This window comes from Streptomyces sp. NPDC089915 (genome assembly GCF_040684675.1).
Taxonomy (GTDB): Bacteria; Actinomycetota; Actinomycetes; order Streptomycetales; family Streptomycetaceae; genus Streptomyces.
On sequence record NZ_JBFBGN010000143.1, the window covers coordinates 1 to 16,598 of the forward strand.

16 protein-coding genes, 1 pseudogene and 1 riboswitch are annotated in these 16,598 nt (G+C 73.7%); of the genes and pseudogenes, 9 read left to right on the top strand and 8 right to left on the bottom strand.

The window, feature by feature from the left end; all coding sequences use genetic code 11:
• A pseudogene (locus AB0O29_RS29350) lies at positions 1–309 on the top strand (transglutaminase); the annotation flags it as partial.
• A 315-nt stretch (positions 310–624) separates the two neighbouring features.
• On the opposite strand, the gene AB0O29_RS29355 reads toward AB0O29_RS29350, so the two are convergent.
• From AB0O29_RS29355 to AB0O29_RS29365, 3 genes are read right to left on the bottom strand one after another with little or no spacing between them, the layout of a single operon-like run.
• On the bottom strand, positions 625–1,251 hold the full coding sequence (locus AB0O29_RS29355) for a TetR/AcrR family transcriptional regulator (protein ID WP_365157346.1): 627 nt from the start codon (positions 1,249–1,251) through the stop codon (positions 625–627).
• Between the two features lie 29 nt (positions 1,252–1,280).
• Positions 1,281–3,365 (bottom strand): YhgE/Pip domain-containing protein, encoded by a 2,085-nt coding sequence (locus tag AB0O29_RS29360; protein ID WP_365157349.1) that lies wholly within the window; start codon positions 3,363–3,365, stop codon positions 1,281–1,283.
• Entirely contained in the window at positions 3,337–4,275 is a 939-nt protein-coding gene (locus tag AB0O29_RS29365) for an ATP-binding cassette domain-containing protein (protein ID WP_365157352.1), read from the bottom strand. Before AB0O29_RS29365 ends, AB0O29_RS29360 begins: the two co-directional genes overlap by 29 nt.
• Positions 4,276–4,470: 195 nt before the next feature.
• Between AB0O29_RS29365 and AB0O29_RS29370 the strand changes: the two genes are divergently transcribed.
• From AB0O29_RS29370 to AB0O29_RS29390, 5 genes are all read left to right on the top strand, one after another.
• Positions 4,471–4,953 (top strand): SAV_6107 family HEPN domain-containing protein, encoded by a 483-nt coding sequence (locus AB0O29_RS29370; RefSeq protein ID WP_365157355.1) that lies wholly within the window; start codon positions 4,471–4,473, stop codon positions 4,951–4,953.
• Between the two features lie 76 nt (positions 4,954–5,029).
• Positions 5,030–5,788 carry a methyltransferase gene (locus AB0O29_RS29375; RefSeq protein WP_365157358.1) on the top strand — a complete coding sequence of 253 codons (759 nt, stop codon included), beginning with the start codon at positions 5,030–5,032 and terminating at the stop codon, positions 5,786–5,788.
• A 291-nt stretch (positions 5,789–6,079) separates the two neighbouring features.
• Entirely contained in the window at positions 6,080–6,481 is a 402-nt protein-coding gene (locus AB0O29_RS29380; RefSeq protein ID WP_344153937.1) for a DUF3040 domain-containing protein, read from the top strand.
• Positions 6,482–6,605: 124 nt separating this feature from the next.
• A complete protein-coding gene (locus AB0O29_RS29385; protein WP_365157362.1) occupies positions 6,606–7,220 on the top strand; it encodes a DUF4126 domain-containing protein in 615 nt (204 codons plus the stop codon).
• A 59-nt stretch (positions 7,221–7,279) separates the two neighbouring features.
• The gene (locus AB0O29_RS29390) at positions 7,280–8,713 is read left to right on the top strand and encodes an NAD(P)/FAD-dependent oxidoreductase (protein ID WP_365157365.1); all 1,434 of its coding nucleotides are present in this window, start codon (positions 7,280–7,282) and stop codon (positions 8,711–8,713) included.
• Between the two features lie 72 nt (positions 8,714–8,785).
• Here the strand turns inward: AB0O29_RS29390 and AB0O29_RS29395 are convergent, their stop codons facing one another.
• The 5 genes from AB0O29_RS29395 to AB0O29_RS29415 form a co-directional block, all read right to left on the bottom strand.
• The gene (locus AB0O29_RS29395; protein ID WP_365157368.1) at positions 8,786–9,667 is read right to left on the bottom strand and encodes a hypothetical protein; all 882 of its coding nucleotides are present in this window, start codon (positions 9,665–9,667) and stop codon (positions 8,786–8,788) included.
• Positions 9,668–9,719: 52 nt separating this feature from the next.
• Positions 9,720–10,634 carry a methylenetetrahydrofolate reductase [NAD(P)H] gene (gene metF, locus AB0O29_RS29400; RefSeq protein ID WP_365157371.1) on the bottom strand — a complete coding sequence of 305 codons (915 nt, stop codon included), beginning with the start codon at positions 10,632–10,634 and terminating at the stop codon, positions 9,720–9,722.
• Positions 10,635–10,773: 139 nt separating this feature from the next.
• Positions 10,774–11,412 carry a thiamine phosphate synthase gene (gene thiE, locus AB0O29_RS29405; protein WP_365157374.1) on the bottom strand — a complete coding sequence of 213 codons (639 nt, stop codon included), beginning with the start codon at positions 11,410–11,412 and terminating at the stop codon, positions 10,774–10,776.
• Between the two features lie 79 nt (positions 11,413–11,491).
• Entirely contained in the window at positions 11,492–11,857 is a 366-nt protein-coding gene (locus AB0O29_RS29410) for an Rv2175c family DNA-binding protein (RefSeq protein ID WP_365157377.1), read from the bottom strand.
• Positions 11,858–11,984: 127 nt separating this feature from the next.
• On the bottom strand, positions 11,985–13,205 hold the full coding sequence (locus tag AB0O29_RS29415) for an FAD/NAD(P)-binding oxidoreductase (protein WP_365157380.1): 1,221 nt from the start codon (positions 13,203–13,205) through the stop codon (positions 11,985–11,987).
• A 115-nt stretch (positions 13,206–13,320) separates the two neighbouring features.
• Positions 13,321–13,433: riboswitch (TPP riboswitch) on the top strand.
• Here AB0O29_RS29415 and thiO point away from each other — a divergent pair.
• The 3 genes from thiO to AB0O29_RS29430 all read left to right on the top strand — a co-directional run bounded on the left by thiO (position 13,431) and on the right by AB0O29_RS29430 (position 15,612).
• A complete protein-coding gene (thiO, locus tag AB0O29_RS29420; protein ID WP_365157383.1) occupies positions 13,431–14,615 on the top strand; it encodes a glycine oxidase ThiO in 1,185 nt (394 codons plus the stop codon). (Overlaps the previous riboswitch by 3 nt.)
• Positions 14,612–14,812 carry a sulfur carrier protein ThiS gene (gene thiS, locus AB0O29_RS29425; protein ID WP_365157386.1) on the top strand — a complete coding sequence of 67 codons (201 nt, stop codon included), beginning with the start codon at positions 14,612–14,614 and terminating at the stop codon, positions 14,810–14,812. The genes thiO and thiS overlap by 4 nt, the downstream gene beginning before the upstream one ends.
• A 5-nt stretch (positions 14,813–14,817) precedes the next feature.
• The gene (locus AB0O29_RS29430; protein ID WP_365157389.1) at positions 14,818–15,612 is read left to right on the top strand and encodes a thiazole synthase; all 795 of its coding nucleotides are present in this window, start codon (positions 14,818–14,820) and stop codon (positions 15,610–15,612) included.
• Positions 15,613–16,598: the final 986 nt, after the last annotated feature.

The following is a 16,598-nucleotide window of genomic DNA, read 5'->3' on the forward strand; positions in this document are numbered from 1 at the left end:
AAGGCCGTGCTGCGGTCGCTGGAGGGCGGGGCCGCGGAGGCCGTGCACCGGGTGGCGGGCGCGGTGGAGCGGGAGCTGTACGCCCCGCCCGGCGCGGAGGCCCCCTACCCCGGGCTGGCCGCGGACGTCCTCACCGCCCGGGCGGCGCTGCTGGGCGGCCTCGGACGGTGGTCCCGCCTGCGGGCGCTGCTGCTGCCGCGCTCGGGGGCCCGGGTCGCCGCCGCCGTCTCGGCCCGGCTGTCGGCGGTGTCCGCCACGGCGTCCCGCCTCGGCGGGCGTATCCGCGTCCCGCTCCGCAACCGGGGCTGACGATATCCAGCCCCGCCGGCGTTTGGGGCGCGGGGGTCTGGGGGCGGAGCCCCCAGGACACGGAAAAACGCCGGTGCGGCCGGGCTCGTTCCCCCTGAGCCCCGCCGCACCGGCGTTCTGTTCCCCGGGCAGCAGCCGACCGCTCCGCGGCCCCGTGTCCGCGGTGCGGGCCGGCCGGCCTGCCCCTGTCCCCAACCCCCAGTCTGCGGTTTCCGCAGGTGGGAGCCCATCCGTACGGGTACTCATCTGTGTACCTAGGTACGGATACTCAGTTCTACGCCGCCGACCGGGGGCCACGGCACCGCCGACCGGGGGTCACCGGCTCCCGCTGACCCGCCCACGCAGCAGCAGCGACAGCGCCGAGTGCACGTCGTCCAGCGACCGCTCGCTCTGGAAGGCCTGCCAGTCCAGCGCGGCCACCAGCACCATCCCGACGAGCGCGGCCGCCGTCAGCGGCACGTCGATCTCCGCGCTGAGCTCCCCGCGCTCGACCCCTTCCCGCAGCACCGACTCGACGACCGCCACCGCCTGCCCCCGGACCACCATCAGGGTGCCCTGCCAGGCCCGGTTGGTCCGCCAGAGTTCGGCGACGTAGAGCTGGGTGAAGGCCGGGTAGCGGTGGATGAAGACCAGGCCCGCCCGGATCATCGCGTCGAGGGCCTCGATCCGGGTGCCGCCGCGCCCCTCCGTCTCGTCCGCGGCCTCCCGCAGCGAGGCGGTCAGCAGTCCGACCCCGTGCCGCAGGAGCTCCTCGAAGAGATCGGTCTTGCTCGCGAAGTTGTAGTAGACGGTGCCCTTGGCCACGCCCGCCCGCTCGGCGATCTCGTCGACCGTGGTCGCGGAGAAGCCCTGCTCCGCGATGAGGGTGACGGCCGCCTCGTACAGCTTCTGTCGCGTGGCCTGCCGCCGGGCCCCGCCGGCGGTGGTGCTGCTGCTTTCCATGGCGCTGATTCTCACAGGTCAAAGGCCCCTTACAGGCTCAGTTCCGGGTGCAGCCGGTCCATCGTCCACACCTGCTTGCCGCGGGCGGCGAGGGCGGTGAGGGCCAGGGCCCCGGCGGTGAAGGCGACGAGGACCGCGCAGCCCTGCCACACCGGGGTGAGGTCGCCGCCGGTGATCAGGCGGCGCAGGCTCGCGACGATGTACGACATCGGCAGGTACGGGTGGATGGCGTTGAAGAAGCCGGGGCTGGTCTGAACGGGGTACGTGCCGCCCGCCGAGGTCAGCTGGAGCATCAGGACGGCGAGGACCAGGATGCGTCCGGCGGCGCCGAACTTGGCGTTGAGCCACTGGATGATCGCCGCGAAGCAGGCGGTGACCAGGACCAGGAACGCGACGGTCAGGGCCGGGTGGGCCATCTCCAGGCCGAGGCCCCAGTGCAGTACGGACATCAGCGCGCCCACCTGCGCGGCGCCGAGGCCGACCACGGGCAGCCAGCCCGCGAAGGCGATCCGCCAGGACGAGGCGCCGGCGGCCAGGGCCCGCTTGTTCATGGGGGCGATCAGCATGTAGGCGACCATCGCGCCGACCCAGAGGGACAGCGGGATGAAGTACGGCGCGAAGCCGGTGCCGTAGTTGGGCGCCTTGTGCAGGGGGTCGCTGGCGAGCTGCACGGGGTCGGCCATGACCTGCGTACGGGCGTCGCGCTGGCGCTGGTCGTAGTCCGGGATCTTGCCCGCGCCGTCGTGGAGGCCGCCGGCGAGTTCGCCGGTGCCGTCGACCAGCTTGACCATGCCGCCGCCCAGCCGCTGGGCGCCGTCGCCGAGCTTGCCGACGCCCTCGCCGAGCTTGCCGGAGCCGCCGGCGGCGGTGCCGATGCCGGCGTGGAGCTTGACCATGCCGTCGGCGACCTGGTGGGCGCCGTCGTTGAGGGCGTTGGCCTTGGTCACGGCGGCGTTGAGGTCGCCGGCGAGGCCGGGGGCCTTGTCGGCGAGTTCGCGGGCCTTGTTCTCCAGGTCGGTCAGCTGCCCCTGGAGCTTGGTGAGGTCGCCCTTGGAGTTGCCGAGGACGGTGTTGACGTCACCGCTGAGCAGGGCGGCCTGGGCCGCGTCGTCCCTGGCGGTCTTCGCGTCCGCGCAGAAGGCGGGCGCCGGCTGGGCGGAGGCCGAGCAGTACTTCGTGTAGAAGGCGTCGGTGCGGTCGGCGACCCGCTTGGTGAGGGCGGCCGCGGCGGGAGCCTTCTCGGCGAACTTGGCGAGGTGCAGGTTGACGACGTGGGCGGTGTCGCCGACCAGCTTGGCGGTGTCCGCGAGGTTCTTGGGGTCCTTGACGAAGGGGCGGGCCTTCTCCGCCGCGCCGTTGGCCAGGTCGGCGACCTTCTGGGTGCCCTCGGCGACCTGCCGGGAGCCGGTCTCCAGCTTGCCCGCGGCCTCGTTCAGCTTGTTCAGGCCGCCGGTGAGCTCGCCGGACTTCTCCTTGGCCGTGTCGAGGCCGTCGGCGAGGTCCTTGGCGCCCTGCTGGGCCTTGCCCGCGCCGTCCTTGAGCTTGTCGGCGCCGTCGGCGGCCTCGGCGGTCTTGTCGTGGAGGTCGGAGAAGGAGACGAAGATCTTGTCGAGGAACCTGCGGGAGGCCTTGGTGGACGCGGCCGAGCGGACCTCGGAGAAGACGGTGCGCGAGATCGAGCCGACGATGTAGTTGTTGGCGTCGTTCGTGCGGACCTGGAGGGCGCCGGTGGTGGGGTCGGCGCCGCCGCTGGAGGCGATCTTCTCGCTGAAGTCGGCGGGCATGGTCAGGGAGAGGAAGTACTTCCCGTCCTCCAGGCCCTTGGCCGCCTCGTCGGCGCTGACCACGCGCCAGTCGAAGGTCTTGCGCTCGCGCAGGTTCTTCGTCAGCTCACCGCCGACGTCGAGGTGCTCGCCGTTCACGGTGGCGCCCTTGTCGGCGTTGACGAGGGCGACGGGGACCTGGTCGAGGCGCTTGTACGGGTCCCAGAACGACCAGAGGTACAGGGCTCCGTAGAGCAGCGGCAGCAGGAGCAGCGCGACGAGGGCGGCCCGGGGCAGCTTCCCCCGCCCGAACCGCTTCAGCTCAAGCGCGGCCAGTTTCGGCGAGCGCATCGTCCGCCCCCTTCTCGTCTTCGGCTTCGTCGGTTACGGCTTCGGCGGCTTCGGCTGCGGCTTCGGCTTCGTCTTCGCGGGTTACGGCCTCGGCTGCGGCTTCGGCGGTTCCCGTCTCGGTTCCGGCGTCCGGCTGGGTGAGGCCCCAGGTGACCTTCGGGGTCTCGGCGAGGGGCGCGGCGGCCGGCTCGGCTGCGGGGGCCGGCTCGGGACGGGGGCCCGTGCGGACGACCGTCGCGTCCTCGGGCGCCTCGCTGCACACCGCGAGGACGGTGGTCCCCCGGGCCGCGACCGAGCGGAGCAGGTTCCAGGCCTCGGCGCGTTCGGCGTCCGAGAGCTTGAGGTCGAGGTCGTCGAGGGCCAGCAGCCGGGGGCCGCCCAGCAGGGCGATGGCCACGGACAGCCGCACGGCCTCCAGCCGTTCCAGGTCCCGCACCGAGGTGCGCATGCCCTTGGGCAGGGTGGCCGGGTCGAGCCCGACGACGGCCAGGGCCTGCTCGATCCGGACCCGCGCCGGGACCGGGGCGTGCGCGCCGCGCCGGCGCAGCAGGGCGCGCACGGGGGCGTCGTAGCGCCGCTGGAGCATCGCGCCCTCGTGGAGCTGCTCGGCGACGGTGAGGGCCTGGTCGAGGTCGTTGACCCCGGGGACCGGGCCGAGGGCGGTGGTCCGGCGGACCGCGGCCATCTTCTTCGGCAGGCGGTGGCGGCCGACGTCCGCATGGCCCTCGGTGGGCTTCATCCGCCCGGTGAGGGCGAGGAGCAGGCAGGTGCGGCCGCTGCCGGAGGGGCCTTCGACCGCGATGAGCGAGCCGGGCTGCGCGTCGACGGCGATGTCGCGGAAGACCCAGCCGCGCGGGCCCTTGAGTCCGAAGCCCTCGGCCTTGACGGCGGCGCCGTGCGGGCTGTCCACGCCCTCCCCCTTCTTTTGAACTGACCGGTCAGTTCAAAAACTAGCAGGTTCGGGACCAAGGTCGCTGCAAGAGGGGGACTTTGGGGGAGAAAGTGCAGGTCAGGGCGATTGTCAGTGGGGCCCGTCACGATGGATCCACGTACACGCACGCACCACCGGCACCGCCGAGCACCACGCAACGACAGGAGGTTCGTCATGGCCACACCGTCCCCGTCCCCTGTCCACCCCGTCCCGCGCAGGGCCGCCGCACCACCGGCGGCCCTGGACCTGCTCGCCAAGGCCCACCGGGGCCTGGCCGAGGCGGCCCTGCTGCCCCGGCCCAACGAGCGGTACGCCACCGCCCACCTCGCCGCCCTGCGTGCCGCCGCGGCGGTGCTCGCCGCGCGCGGCCGGCCCGAGCCGGTCAACCCGAGGCGGCGGCCCCGGATCCGCAGCGCGTGGGAGGTGCTCCCGGAGATAGCGCCGGAGCTGACCGAGTGGAGCGCCCTCTTCGCCTCCGGCGCCGCCCGCCGGGCCCGGGCCGAGGCGGGGATACCGGACGCGGCGAGCAGCCGGGAGGCGGACGACCTCGTCCGGGAGGCCGGGACGTTCCTGCGCCTGGTGGAGCGGATGCTCGCGCTGCAACCCCCGGCTCAGCCCCTCCCGCAGCCCCGTCCGGAGCGTCCGGACGCGGGATGAGCTGCACGGTCGGCCGAGGCAATAGGGTGGGGGACGCACCGCATCCCGCACTCACCCCGCCGAGGAGCCATCAGCCGTGTCGGACACTTCCCGCCCCCGTGCCTCCCTCCGCACCGCCGTGGTGTGGGAGGTCCTCCAGGAGGCCCTCGACCGCCGGGTGAAGGCGACCGGGCGGGATGTCCTGGACGTCCTCGACACCGGCGGCGGCACCGGCAGGTTCGCCGTGCCCCTCGCCCGGCTGGGCCACCGGGTGACCGTGGTCGACCCCAGCCCGAACGCGCTGTTCGGGCTGGAGCGCCGGGTCTCCGAGGAGGGCGTCGCCGACCTGGTGCGCGGGGTCCAGGGCGACGCCCAGGGCCTGCTGGACGTCGTCGAGCGGGACGCGTACGACGTGGTGCTCTGCCACGGCGTGCTGGAGTACGTGGACGACCCGGCCGAGGGCGTGGCCAACGCCGTCGCCGCGCTGCGCCCCGGCGGCGTCCTCAGCCTGCTCGGCGCCGGCGTCGGCGGGGCCGTCCTCGCGCGGGCGCTGGCCGGGCACTTCACCGAGGCCCGCAACGCCCTCACCGACCCGGCCGGGCGCTGGGGCTCCGGCGACCCGGTGCCGCGCCGCTTCACCGCCGAGCAGCTGGCGGAGCTGGTCGGCGGGGCCGGCCTGGAGGTCGGCGCCGTGCACGGCGTACGGATCTTCGCCGACCTGGTGCCCGGCGTCCTGGTGGACACCGAGCCGGGCGCGGTGGAGGCGCTGCTGCGACTGGAGGAGGCCGCGGCAGAGCTGCCCGCCTTCCACGCGGTGGCCACGCAGCTGCACGTCCTGGGCGAGAAGCGCGCCTGATCTGCGGGCCCGCTCCGGAGTGACCTGCGCGAGACCCCTCCGTTCCCGCGCCGTGACCCGTATGATCGGACCACCGCTCGGCATGGCGGACCGCTCATTGGGGAATAAGCGCCTCAGTGACCGCGCTGGTGACGGTACGTTTCACGCAGTGGTTGTCTACGCAGTGGTTTCTCGCTCAGCGATTTACAGAATGTGGCGTAGAGGGCGGGTATCACGGGGGCGATTCCCCGCCTATCCTGAAGGGGACCCCTGGTCGCTACCCCCCGCGACCGACGGATGAGGAGGACTCCCGTGCCGCTCTCGGAGCACGAGCAGCGAATGCTCGAGCAGATGGAGCGAGCGCTGTACGCCGAAGACCCCAAGTTCGCGACAGCGCTTGAGGGCAGTGGACTGCGCACGTACACCCGGCGACGGGTCTACCAGGCAGTCGCAGGCATTGTGGTGGGTATCGCGCTCCTCATGACCGGTGTGATCTGGCAGGAAGTGCTCTGGATCAGCGTGGTGGGATTCCTCGTCATGCTGGCCTGTACGGTCCTCGTGGTCACCGGTTGGCGCAAGGCACCCAAGCCCGGCGAGCAGCCCGTCTCCGGAAGTGCAGGCGGTTCGGCCCACGGCCGCAACCGGCAGCGTCGGTCGATGATGACCAAGATCGAAGAACGGTGGCAGCGCCGCCGGGACGAACAGGGGCAGTAGCCCCCTCACCCATTCCGTCCGCCGGGGGACGGCCGCGTGATCGCGGCCGTCCCTCGGCGTTCTGCTTTCGCCTTTCCCCCACCCGGACGCCCACGCTCCTCCCCCGCTACGGCATGATGCCCGTGTGAGTGTGCTCCCCCTGGTCTTCACCAGCGGCTGGGCCAGCGGGATCAACGCCTACGCCGTGGTCCTCCTGCTCGGCATCTTCGGCGCGACCGGCCTGACCGACGAGGTCCCGGCCTCCCTCCAGCGCACCGACGTGCTCGTGGTGGCGGGCGTGCTGTTCCTGTGCGAGGCCGTCGCCGACAAGATCCCCTACGTGGACTCCGTCTGGGACTCCGTCCACACGGTGATCCGCCCCCTCTCCGGAGCCGTGGTCGGCGCCCTGCTGGCCGGGCAGAGCGGTTCGCTGCCCGACATCGCCGCCGGAGCCCTCGGCGGCTCCACCGCGCTGGCCAGCCATCTCGTCAAGGCCGGCACCCGGATGGCCGTCAACACCTCCCCCGAGCCCGTCAGCAACATCCTGCTGAGCTTCGCCGAGGACCTCGGCGTGGGCGGCATCGTCACCTTCGCCATATTCCACCCGACGGCCGCGGCGGTCATCGCCGCCGTACTGCTCGCCCTCGGCCTCGCCATACTGGCCTTCCTCTGGAGCCGCATCCGGCGCTTCCGGCGACGGCGGGCCCAGCGCCGCGAGGAGAAACGGATGGCCGCGGTCCGCGGGGCGCCCCCGCGCTGACCGGCTGACCCGCTGACCTCGCTCGATCGGCCCCGCGTTCGCTCGATAGGCTCAGCGCCATGGCAAGAATTGCGGTGATCGGCGCCGGCATGGGCGCGATGGCGACGGCGGCCCGGCTGGCCGTGGCGGGCCACCAGGTGACGGTGTACGAGCGCGGCTCCACCTACGGCGGCGCGCTCGGCCGGTACGAGCGCGACGGCTTCGCCTTCGACACCGGGCCGGGGCTGCTCCACCTGCCCGCCGTCTACCGCGACCTCTTCGTGAAGACCGGCAAGCGGCCGCTGGAGGACCTCGTCGAGCTGGTCCAGGTGGACCCGGCCGTCCGGCACGTCCTGGACCACGCCGCCGTCACCCTCCCCGGCACCTCCCGGGGCGGGGTCGCCGACGCCCTCGACGAGACCTTCGGCGCGGGCGCCGGCGAGCGCTGGAACGACCTGCTGGGCCGCGCCCGCGACACCTGGGACGCCACCCGCCGCCCCCTGCTGGAGGAGCCGCTGCGCCCCGACTGGCAGGTCCTCGGCCGCGACCCCTACCCGGCCCTGCGCGGCAGCGGCCTGCTGCGCCGCCGCCAGCCGACCCTGGCCGAGGTCGCCCGGCGCGAACTCGGCGGCGGGCTCGGGGAACTGCTGCGCGGACGGGTCCTGGCGTACGGGCTCGACCCCGACTCGGCGCCCGCTGCCGCGGCCGCCCTGCCGTACATGGAGCAGACCTTCGGCACCTGGTACGTCCGGGGCGGCCTGCGCGAGCTGGCCACCGCCCTGTACGAGCGCTGCCTGGAGCGGAAGGTGGAGTTCGTCTTCGGGGCTCCCGTGAAGGCCGTCCTGAGCCGCGACGGCCGTGCGGCCGGGGTCCGGCTGGCCGACGGCACCGAGGCGGCCGCCGACTCCGTGGTCTGCGGGATCGACCCGCGCCAGCTCCCGGCGGGCTCCGTGTCCTGGCCGCGCGGCAGCGTGCAGGCCCGGGGCGACTCGGTGCCCGGCCGGCTGACCCTGCTGCTCGCCCTGCGCGGCGGCCGCCCGGACGACGCCGTCCACCGCACGCTGGTGCACTCCCCCGGCTCCGCCGCCGTCCAGCTGGTCACGGTGCTGCGCCCGGACGACCCGTCCACCCGGCCCGACGCGGACCACGAGGCCGTCACCGTCAGCGCGGTGTGCGGCCCCGCCGGCGGGGCGGCCGTCCCGGACCCGGAGAAGCTGCTGGACCTCGCCGCGCGGGCCGTACCCGACCTGCGCAAGCGGCTGATGTGGCAGGAGGTGCGCACCCCCGCGCACGTGGAGGCGGCCACGGGCGCCCTCGGCGGTTCGGTGCCCGCCCCGGCCCTGCCGGGCGACGGCGGCCGTCTGCTGTACCCGGCCAACGCGACGGGGCTGCCCGGGCTGTACCTCGCGGGCGGCTGGGCGCACCCCGGCGGCGGGCTGGCGCACGCGGGGATGACCGGGGCCCTGGTGGCGGGCCTGATCGTCGAGGGCTCGGAGTTCCGCGGCTCGCAGTGAACCCCCGGCGCCGGGGGCGCGGGGAAAGGGGAGGGCCCGGCTCGCGCGAGCCGGGCCCTCCCCTCGTTCACCTCAGTGGCGGTACTGCCCGTACTCGCCGTTGCCCTGGTACGGGTACCCCTGCGGCGGCTGCTGCTGGGGGTCCTGCTCCGGGTAGGGCTGCGGGGCCGCGTCGGTGGCGCGCTGCTGCGGGACCCAGACCCCGCCGGGCGGGGTGTCCATGGAGTACTGCTGCTGCGCGGGGTCGTACTGCGGGTAGTCGTACGGCTGGCCCGGGGAGACGGCTCCGCCGGTGCCGATGTACGGGTCCGAGTAGGCGGCGTAGACCTGCTGGTCGCCCGCCGGGTAGCCGGTGCCGTAATCGTAGCCGCCCTGGGCGCCCTGGGCCGGGTCGTAGTAGGGGGCGTGCTGTCCGCCGTCCTGTCCGTCGGCGGCGAACGGCGAGGCGAAGGCGGCGGTGGCGTCGGGCTGCTGGGGGGCGAAGCTCTGTATCCCGTAGGAGCCGGTCTCCTCGGGCACCGGCTGCGGGGTGAAGACGTTCCGCTCCTCACGGTCGTCGTCGCCGTCGCGCGGGCCGGCCGGAGCCTGGGAGCCGTACTCCAGCCCGGTCACCTCCAGCGCGGGCTCCGGGCGCGGCGCGCCGCCACCGGAGCGGCGGCGTCTGCTCTGCCCCTCCTTGCGCGCGGGCGCCTCGCCCTTGCCCTTGCGCAGGGCCCAGCCGGCGACGAAGCCCTTGCGGAAGGAGAGCGTCACCAGGGTCTGGCCGACGGCGAAGGCGGCCGCGCCGGCGGCGATGACCAGCACCGACGGCAGCACGACCCCGGCCACGACGCCGAGGAACCCGGCGAAGGCGAGCAGGCGCCAGCGCAGCCGGGCCTTGTACTGCATCAGGACCTCGGCAAGCAGCCACAACGCGACGAAACCGAACGCGATGTAGAGGACCGTCATTCCCATGCAAGGCCCCTCTCGGTACGGCCGTACCGCGCGGGAGACGGGAGACGGCCGGTCAGGCCCGCTGGTGCAGGCCCAGGTTCTCGTAGATTTCGAGAGTCGCCGTGGAATTGTTCAGCGTGATGAAGTGCAGTCCCGGAACACCTTCGGACAGCAGCCGCGCGCAGAACTCCGTGGCGAACTCGATGCCAATGGAGCGTACAGCGGCCGGATCGTCCTTGACGGCGAGCATGCGGTCTTTCACGGCGTCAGGGAAGACGGCGTTGCTCAGCTGGGGCAGTCGGTCGAGCTGCTTGATACCCACAACAGGCATGACCTCGGGGATGATCGGGGTCTCACAGCCCGCCTTCTGGACGCTGTCGCGCAGCCGCAGATAATTCTCGGGATCGAAGAACATCTGGGTGATGGCGTAGTCCGCCCCGGCACGGCACTTGTCCACGAAGTGCCGGATGTCCGAATCCCAGTCCGCCGAGCGGGGGTGCATCTCGGGGAAGGCCGCGACGCCGACGCAGAAGTCTCCGGACTCCTTCAGCAGGCGCACGAGGTCGGCGGCGTAGTCCACGCCCTCGGGGTGCTTGACCCAGGGACCCATGGGGTCGCCCGGCGGGTCCCCGCGCAGCGCGAGCATGTTGCGGATGCCGGCGTCGGCGAACTGGCCGATCACGTGGCGCAGCTCGGCGATGGAGTGGTCCACGGCGGTGAGGTGCGCGACGGGGGTCAGCGTCGTGTCGGCGGCGATCTGCTCGGTGGCGCGGACGGTGCCGCCCCGGGTGGAGCCGCCGGCACCGTAGGTGACGGAGACGAAACTCGGGGAGACCGCCTCGATCCGGCGGAGCGCGTTCCAGAGGTTGCGCTCGCCCTTCTCGGTCTTGGGAGCCCAGAACTCGAAGGAATACGAGGCTCCGGACGCGAGGAGGTCGCGGACCGTGTGTGCACGGTCCGACCAGGTGGAAGCGGTACCAAGGGCCATATGGGCAGGTTAGACGCGCCCCGGCGGACGCCGAAGCGCTGTCCATCCATTGGACAGATTTTTGGACACCCTGGCGCGGGCTCGACCAGGACTCGAACGGTCCGCGAGTACGCGGCGCGGGCGGCCGGCCCGGGATCCGCTAGGCGAGGCGGGCGCGGACGCGCTTGGCCAGGTCGGCGGCGGCCGCGCCGGGGTCCGAGGCCTCGGTGAGGGCGCGGACGACCACGACGCGGGTGGCGCCGGCGTCGAGGACCTCGTCCAGGTTGCCCGCGTCGATGCCGCCGATGGCGAACCAGGGGCGGTCCTGCTCCAGGGAGGCCGCGTAGCGGACGAGGCCGAGGCCGGGGGCGTAGCGGCCGGGCTTGGTGGGGGTGGGCCAGCAGGGGCCCGTGCAGAAGTAGTCCACGCCGGGCTCGGCGACGGCGGCGTCCACCTCGGACTCGGCGTGGCAGGAGCGCCCGATCAGGACGTCCGGGCCGAGGATGGCGCGAGCGGCGGGGACGGGGATGTCGCCCTGGCCGAGGTGCAGCACGTCGGAGCCGATGGCGTGCGCGACGTCGGCGCGGTCGTTGACCGCGAGGAGCTTGCCGTGCCGGCGGGCCGCCTCGGCGAAGACCTGGAGGTGTTCGAGTTCCTCGCCGGCCTCCATGCCCTTGTCGCGGAGCTGGACGATGTCCACGCCTCCGGCCAGCACGGCGTCGAGGAACTCGGGGAGGTCGCCCTGCCGCTTGCGGGCGTCCGTGCACAGGTAGAGCCGGGCGTCGGACAGCTGCTGCATGGGAGTACCCCCTGGTGATAGCGGTGTGCGGGCGGGCCGAGGGTACCCCGGCCCGCCCGCACACCTGTGGATCAGCCGGTCAGAGGGCGAGCGCCTGGGCGCGCCGCTTCACCTCCGTGCCGCGATTCTCGCGCAGCGCCTGCACGGGGGTGCCGGGCAGGGTCGGATCCTCGGTGAAGAGCCATTCCAGCATCTCCTCGTCGGAGAAGCGGTCGTCGCGCAGCACGGTCAGCAGGCCGACGAGTCCCTTGACGACCTTGTCGCCGTCGATGAACTGGGCCGGAACCTGCAGGGCGCGGTTCTCGCCCCGGCGTACGGCGATGAGCTGCCCTTCCTTGACCATCTGGCGGACCCTGGTCACCTCGAGGTCGAGCATCTCCGCGATGTCGGGGAGGTACAGCCAGGAGGGGACGAGGGCATCGATCTTTGCGTCAATCTCGGTCACGGACACAAGCCTGCCACCTCGGCGGAGCCGCCGGTACCCGGCCCCGTCCGTCCGGGTCCGTCCCCATGGGCGGGGATCCGCCCGGATCGGGGGGCCGCGTCCGGTCACGGCCCCCGCCGGGGGTGCGTCAGGCGGCCGCCGACTTCAGCGGGACGGCCGGGTCGGCCACCTTGGCCGGATCCACCGGGGTGCCCGCCTCGATCAGCCTGCGGCCCTGGGCCAGGTCCCGGGGGCGGCCGACGGCCAGGACGGCGACGAGGACGCCCTCGCGCAGCCAGCACACCGACCAGCCGTCACCGTCCGGGGCGCCGCGCCACAGCAGGGTGTCGGCGCCGCCGTGGTGGCCGGCGTACTGGACGAAGCGGCCGAACTGCTCGGACCAGAAGTACGGCACGGGGTCGTAGGCCTGGACGGCATCCCCCGCGACGATGTTCGCGGCGACCGCGCGGGGGCCCTGGAGGGCGTTGTCCCAGTGGTGGACCAGCAGCCGGGTCCCGTAGCGGGCCGAGGGGAAGGAGGAGCAGTCGCCGACGGCGTACACCCCGGGCAGGGAGGTCCGCAGGTGGGCGTCGGCCGTGACGGAGCCGTCCGGGCCCCGCTCGACCCCGCTCCCGTCGAGCCAGTCGGTGGCGGGGCGGGCGCCGATGCCGACGACGACGGCCCCGGCGGGCAGCTCGCGGCCGTCGGCGAGGAGCACCCGGCCCTCCTCGACCCCGGCCACCCGGGCTCCGGTGATCAGGGTGGCGCCGGCGGCCTCGTACCAGCGGGCCATGGGGGCGGCGACCTCGGCGGGCAGGGCTCCGGCCAGGACCTGGTCGGCGGCCTCGACGACGGTGACGGCGCAGCCGGCCTCGCGGGCGGCGGTGGCGAACTCGGCGCCGATCCAGCCGGCCCCGACGACGACGGCGGCGGGGGCGGCGGCCAGCACGGGGCGCAGCCGGGCGGCGTCGTCGAGGGTGCGCAGCAGGTGGACGCCGGGGACACCGCCGGCGCCGGGCAGGGTCAGGGGGGTGGCTCCGGTGGCCAGCACGAGGACCTCGTACGGGACCGGGCCGGCCTCGGTGTCCACCTCGTGGTCGGCGGCGCGCAGGCCGGTGACCTCCGTCCCCAGGCGCAGGGTGATGCCGAGGCCCTCGAAGTCCACGTCGAAGGCGGAGTCCTCGGCCTTGCCGAGGAGCACCGCCTTGGACAGCGGGGGCCGGTCGTAGGGCTGGTGGGGTTCGGCGCCCAGCAGGGTCACGGGGCCCGTCCAGCCCTGTTCCCGCAGGGCCACCGCGGTCTGCACCCCGGCCATTCCGGCGCCGACGATCACGACACCGGGCTTCGTCTGTTCCGTCTGCTCGCTCACACGGTCAGCCTAGTCACCTGACGGCCCGTCAGGAAAGCCGGGTCGGAACGGCGGAGGGAGGCGGGCGGAGGGAGGCAGCCTTACCCGGCACCGGCCCCGGGGTTACGCTGGCCACCGTACCTATCGCGGGAGTCCGGGCGCACCGGGCTGAGAGGGAGGCTGGCCGGCCTCCGACCGTACGAACCTGATCCGGGTCATGCCGGCGAAGGGAGGGGCTGGACGCCCATGCACGCATCCGACAAGGGATCCGACCACCGGGGCGATGACGTCCTCGTCATCGGTGGCGGCATCATCGGCCTGGTCACCGCCTGGCGGGCGGCCCGGCGGGGGCTGCGCACCGCGCTCGCCGACCCCGACCCCGGCGGCGGCGCCGCCCGGGTCGCGGCCGGCATGCTCGCCGCCGTCACCGAACTGCACTACGGCGAGGAGACCCTGCTCGGCCTCAACGTGGCCTCCGCCGCCCGCTACCCGGAGTTCGCCGCCGAGCTCACCGAGGCCAGCGGCGGCATGGACCTCGGCTACCGGGCCTGCGGCACCCTGGCCGTCGCCCTCGACGCCGACGACCGCCTCCACCTGCGCGAACTCCACGCCCTCCAGCGCCGCTGCGGCCTGGAGTCCGAATGGCTCACCGGCCGCGAGTGCCGCCGCCTGGAGCCGATGCTGGCCCCCGGGGTACGCGGCGGACTGCGCGTCGACGGGGACCACCAGGTGGACCCGCGCCGGCTCGCCGCCGCACTCCTGGCCGCCTGCGAACGGGCCGGGGTGACCATCCACCGGGCCGCCGCACGCCGGCTCCTCGTCACCGCCGACCAGGCCCGCGGAGCACTGCTCGACGACGGCACGGAGCTCCGCGCCGACCAGGTCGTCCTGGCCGCGGGCTCGCTCAGCGGCCGGCTGGAAGGCGTACCGGAACAGGTACTGCCACCCGTACGGCCCGTCAAGGGACAGGTGCTGCGCCTGGCCGTCCCGCCCGCCTACGCCCCGTTCCTGTCCCGGACGGTACGGGCCGTCGTGCGCGGCAGCCACGTCTACCTCGTACCGCGCGAGAACGGCGAGCTCGTCGTCGGCGCCACCAGCGAGGAACTCGGCTGGGACACCACCGTCACCGCCGGCGGGGTCTACGAGCTGCTGCGCGACGCCCACGAGCTGGTCCCCGGCATCACCGAGCTCCCACTGGTCGAGACCCGGGCCGGGCTGCGCCCGTGCTCCCCCGACAACGCGCCGCTGCTCGGCCCGACCGACCTGCCCGGGCTGCACCTGGCCACCGGCCACTACCGCAACGGCGTCCTGCTGACCCCGCTCACCGGCGACGTGATGGCGGAGCTGCTGACCACCGGCGCCGTGCCGGAGATCGCCCGCCCCTTCACCCCCCGCCGCTTCTCCTCCACGCGTCAGGAGTCCTTCGCATGACCATCTCCGTCAACGGCGAGCCGCGCGAGATCGCGGCCGGCACCACCCTCGACGCGGTGGTCGCCACCCTGACCACCGCCCCCTCCGGGGTGGCCGCCGCCCTCAACGAGACCGTCGTCCCGCGCGGCCGGTGGCCGCACACCGCCGTCGGCGACGGCGACCGGGTCGAGGTCCTCACCGCGGTCCAGGGAGGCTGAGCGCGATGGCCGACGACCTGTTCACCCTGGGCGGCCGGACCTTCTCCTCCCGCCTGATCATGGGCACGGGCGGAGCCCCGAGCCTGGAGATCCTCGAACACGCCCTGATCGCCTCCGGCACCGAGCTGACCACCGTCGCGATGCGCCGCCTGGACCCGACGGTCCAGGGCTCGGTCCTGTCCGTGCTGTCCCGGCTCGGCATCGCGGTCCTCCCCAACACCGCCGGCTGCTTCACCGCCGGCGAGGCCGTACTGACGGCCCGGCTGGCACGGGAGGCACTGGGCACGGACTGGATCAAGCTGGAGGTGGTCGCGGACGAGCGGACCCTCCTGCCGGACGGGGTCGAACTGCTCGACGCGGCGGAGGTACTCGTCGACGAGGGCTTCACCGTCCTCCCCTACACCAACGACGACCCGGTGCTGGCCCGCAAGCTGGAGGACGTGGGCTGCGCGGCGATCATGCCGCTGGGCTCCCCCATCGGCTCCGGCATGGGCATCCGCAACCCGCACAACTTCGAGCTGATCGTGGAGCGGGCCGGGGTCCCGGTGATCCTCGACGCGGGAGCGGGCACGGCCTCGGACGCCGCCCTGGCTATGGAGCTGGGCTGCGCGGGCGTCATGCTGGCCTCGGCGGTGACCCGCGCCCAGGACCCGGTCCTCATGGCGGCGGCCATGCGCGACGCCGTCACGGCGGGCCGCCTGGCCCACCGCGCGGGCCGCATCCCCCAACGCCGCTTCGCGGAAGCCTCGTCCCCGGCGGAAGGCCGAGCCGACCTGGACCCGGAACGCCCGGCGTTCTGAGGAGGCGGGGCCGCGGGCGGGCGGCTCGCGGCGGGGGCCCGCCATCTCCCCCTCGAGGTGCCGGGGGCGGGGCGGCGGCTGCCCACCCGCCTCCCCGGGTGCAGGCCGGTGGGCTGGGGGCGGGGTCCCGGCGGACGGGGCTGGACAGCCGGGCGGGGCCAGGAGGGTCGGGATCTGAGCCGGGCGGTCTCAGGGAGGGTTGGGGGTTTCCCGCCAGTCTCATCGTCCTTCCGCGTCGGGCCGGTCAGTCAAGAGCGCTCCTTCGTCGCGTCGCTACGCGATGTCGCTACGCTCCACCCTTGACAGCCCGACCCGCCACGAAACGCCGAAGACTGCCGGGAACCCCCCAAAGGAACGGGACGGATGTAGATCAGAGGACCGGCGGGATCAGCGACCAGCCGGGCAGACCGGGGGCCGGCAGACCGGGCATCCGGCCCCGTGAGCTGTAAGCGGCATCCGATGCCGCCCCACGCAACAGATCGCTACGCGCTCCTCATTTCTCGGCGTCCGGCGGCCGTCTGTGGCCGCTACCCGCACGAGATGCCAATCGGGCCGTCCTCCGGGCCGGTGGGCGCGTCAGATCGCTACGCGCTGCCCATATTCCGGCGCCTGCGGACTGTTTTGGGCTGGTACCGGCACCACAGGCCAACCGGCAGGGCATCCCAGCCCAAGACGTCGGCGAGCCGCCGAGTAAAGAGAAGCGCGTAGCGATCCGATGCGCCCACCGGCCCCGGATGCCCATCTCGTTGGCCTTTTGTGCGGGTAGCGGCTCCAGGCGGGCTGCGGACGCTAGGCAATGAGAAGCGCGTAGCGATCTGACGCGTCCATCGGTCCCGATTGCCCATTGAGGGGGCCGGATGTGTGGTCTGCCGTGTCCCGACTTCCCCGGCTCATCGCTGATCCCGCCGTATGTCCAAGGAACGTCCGTCCCGTTCCTTTGGGGGGTTCCCGGCAGTCCTTGTCTTTCCGGTTCGGGTCGGTCTGTC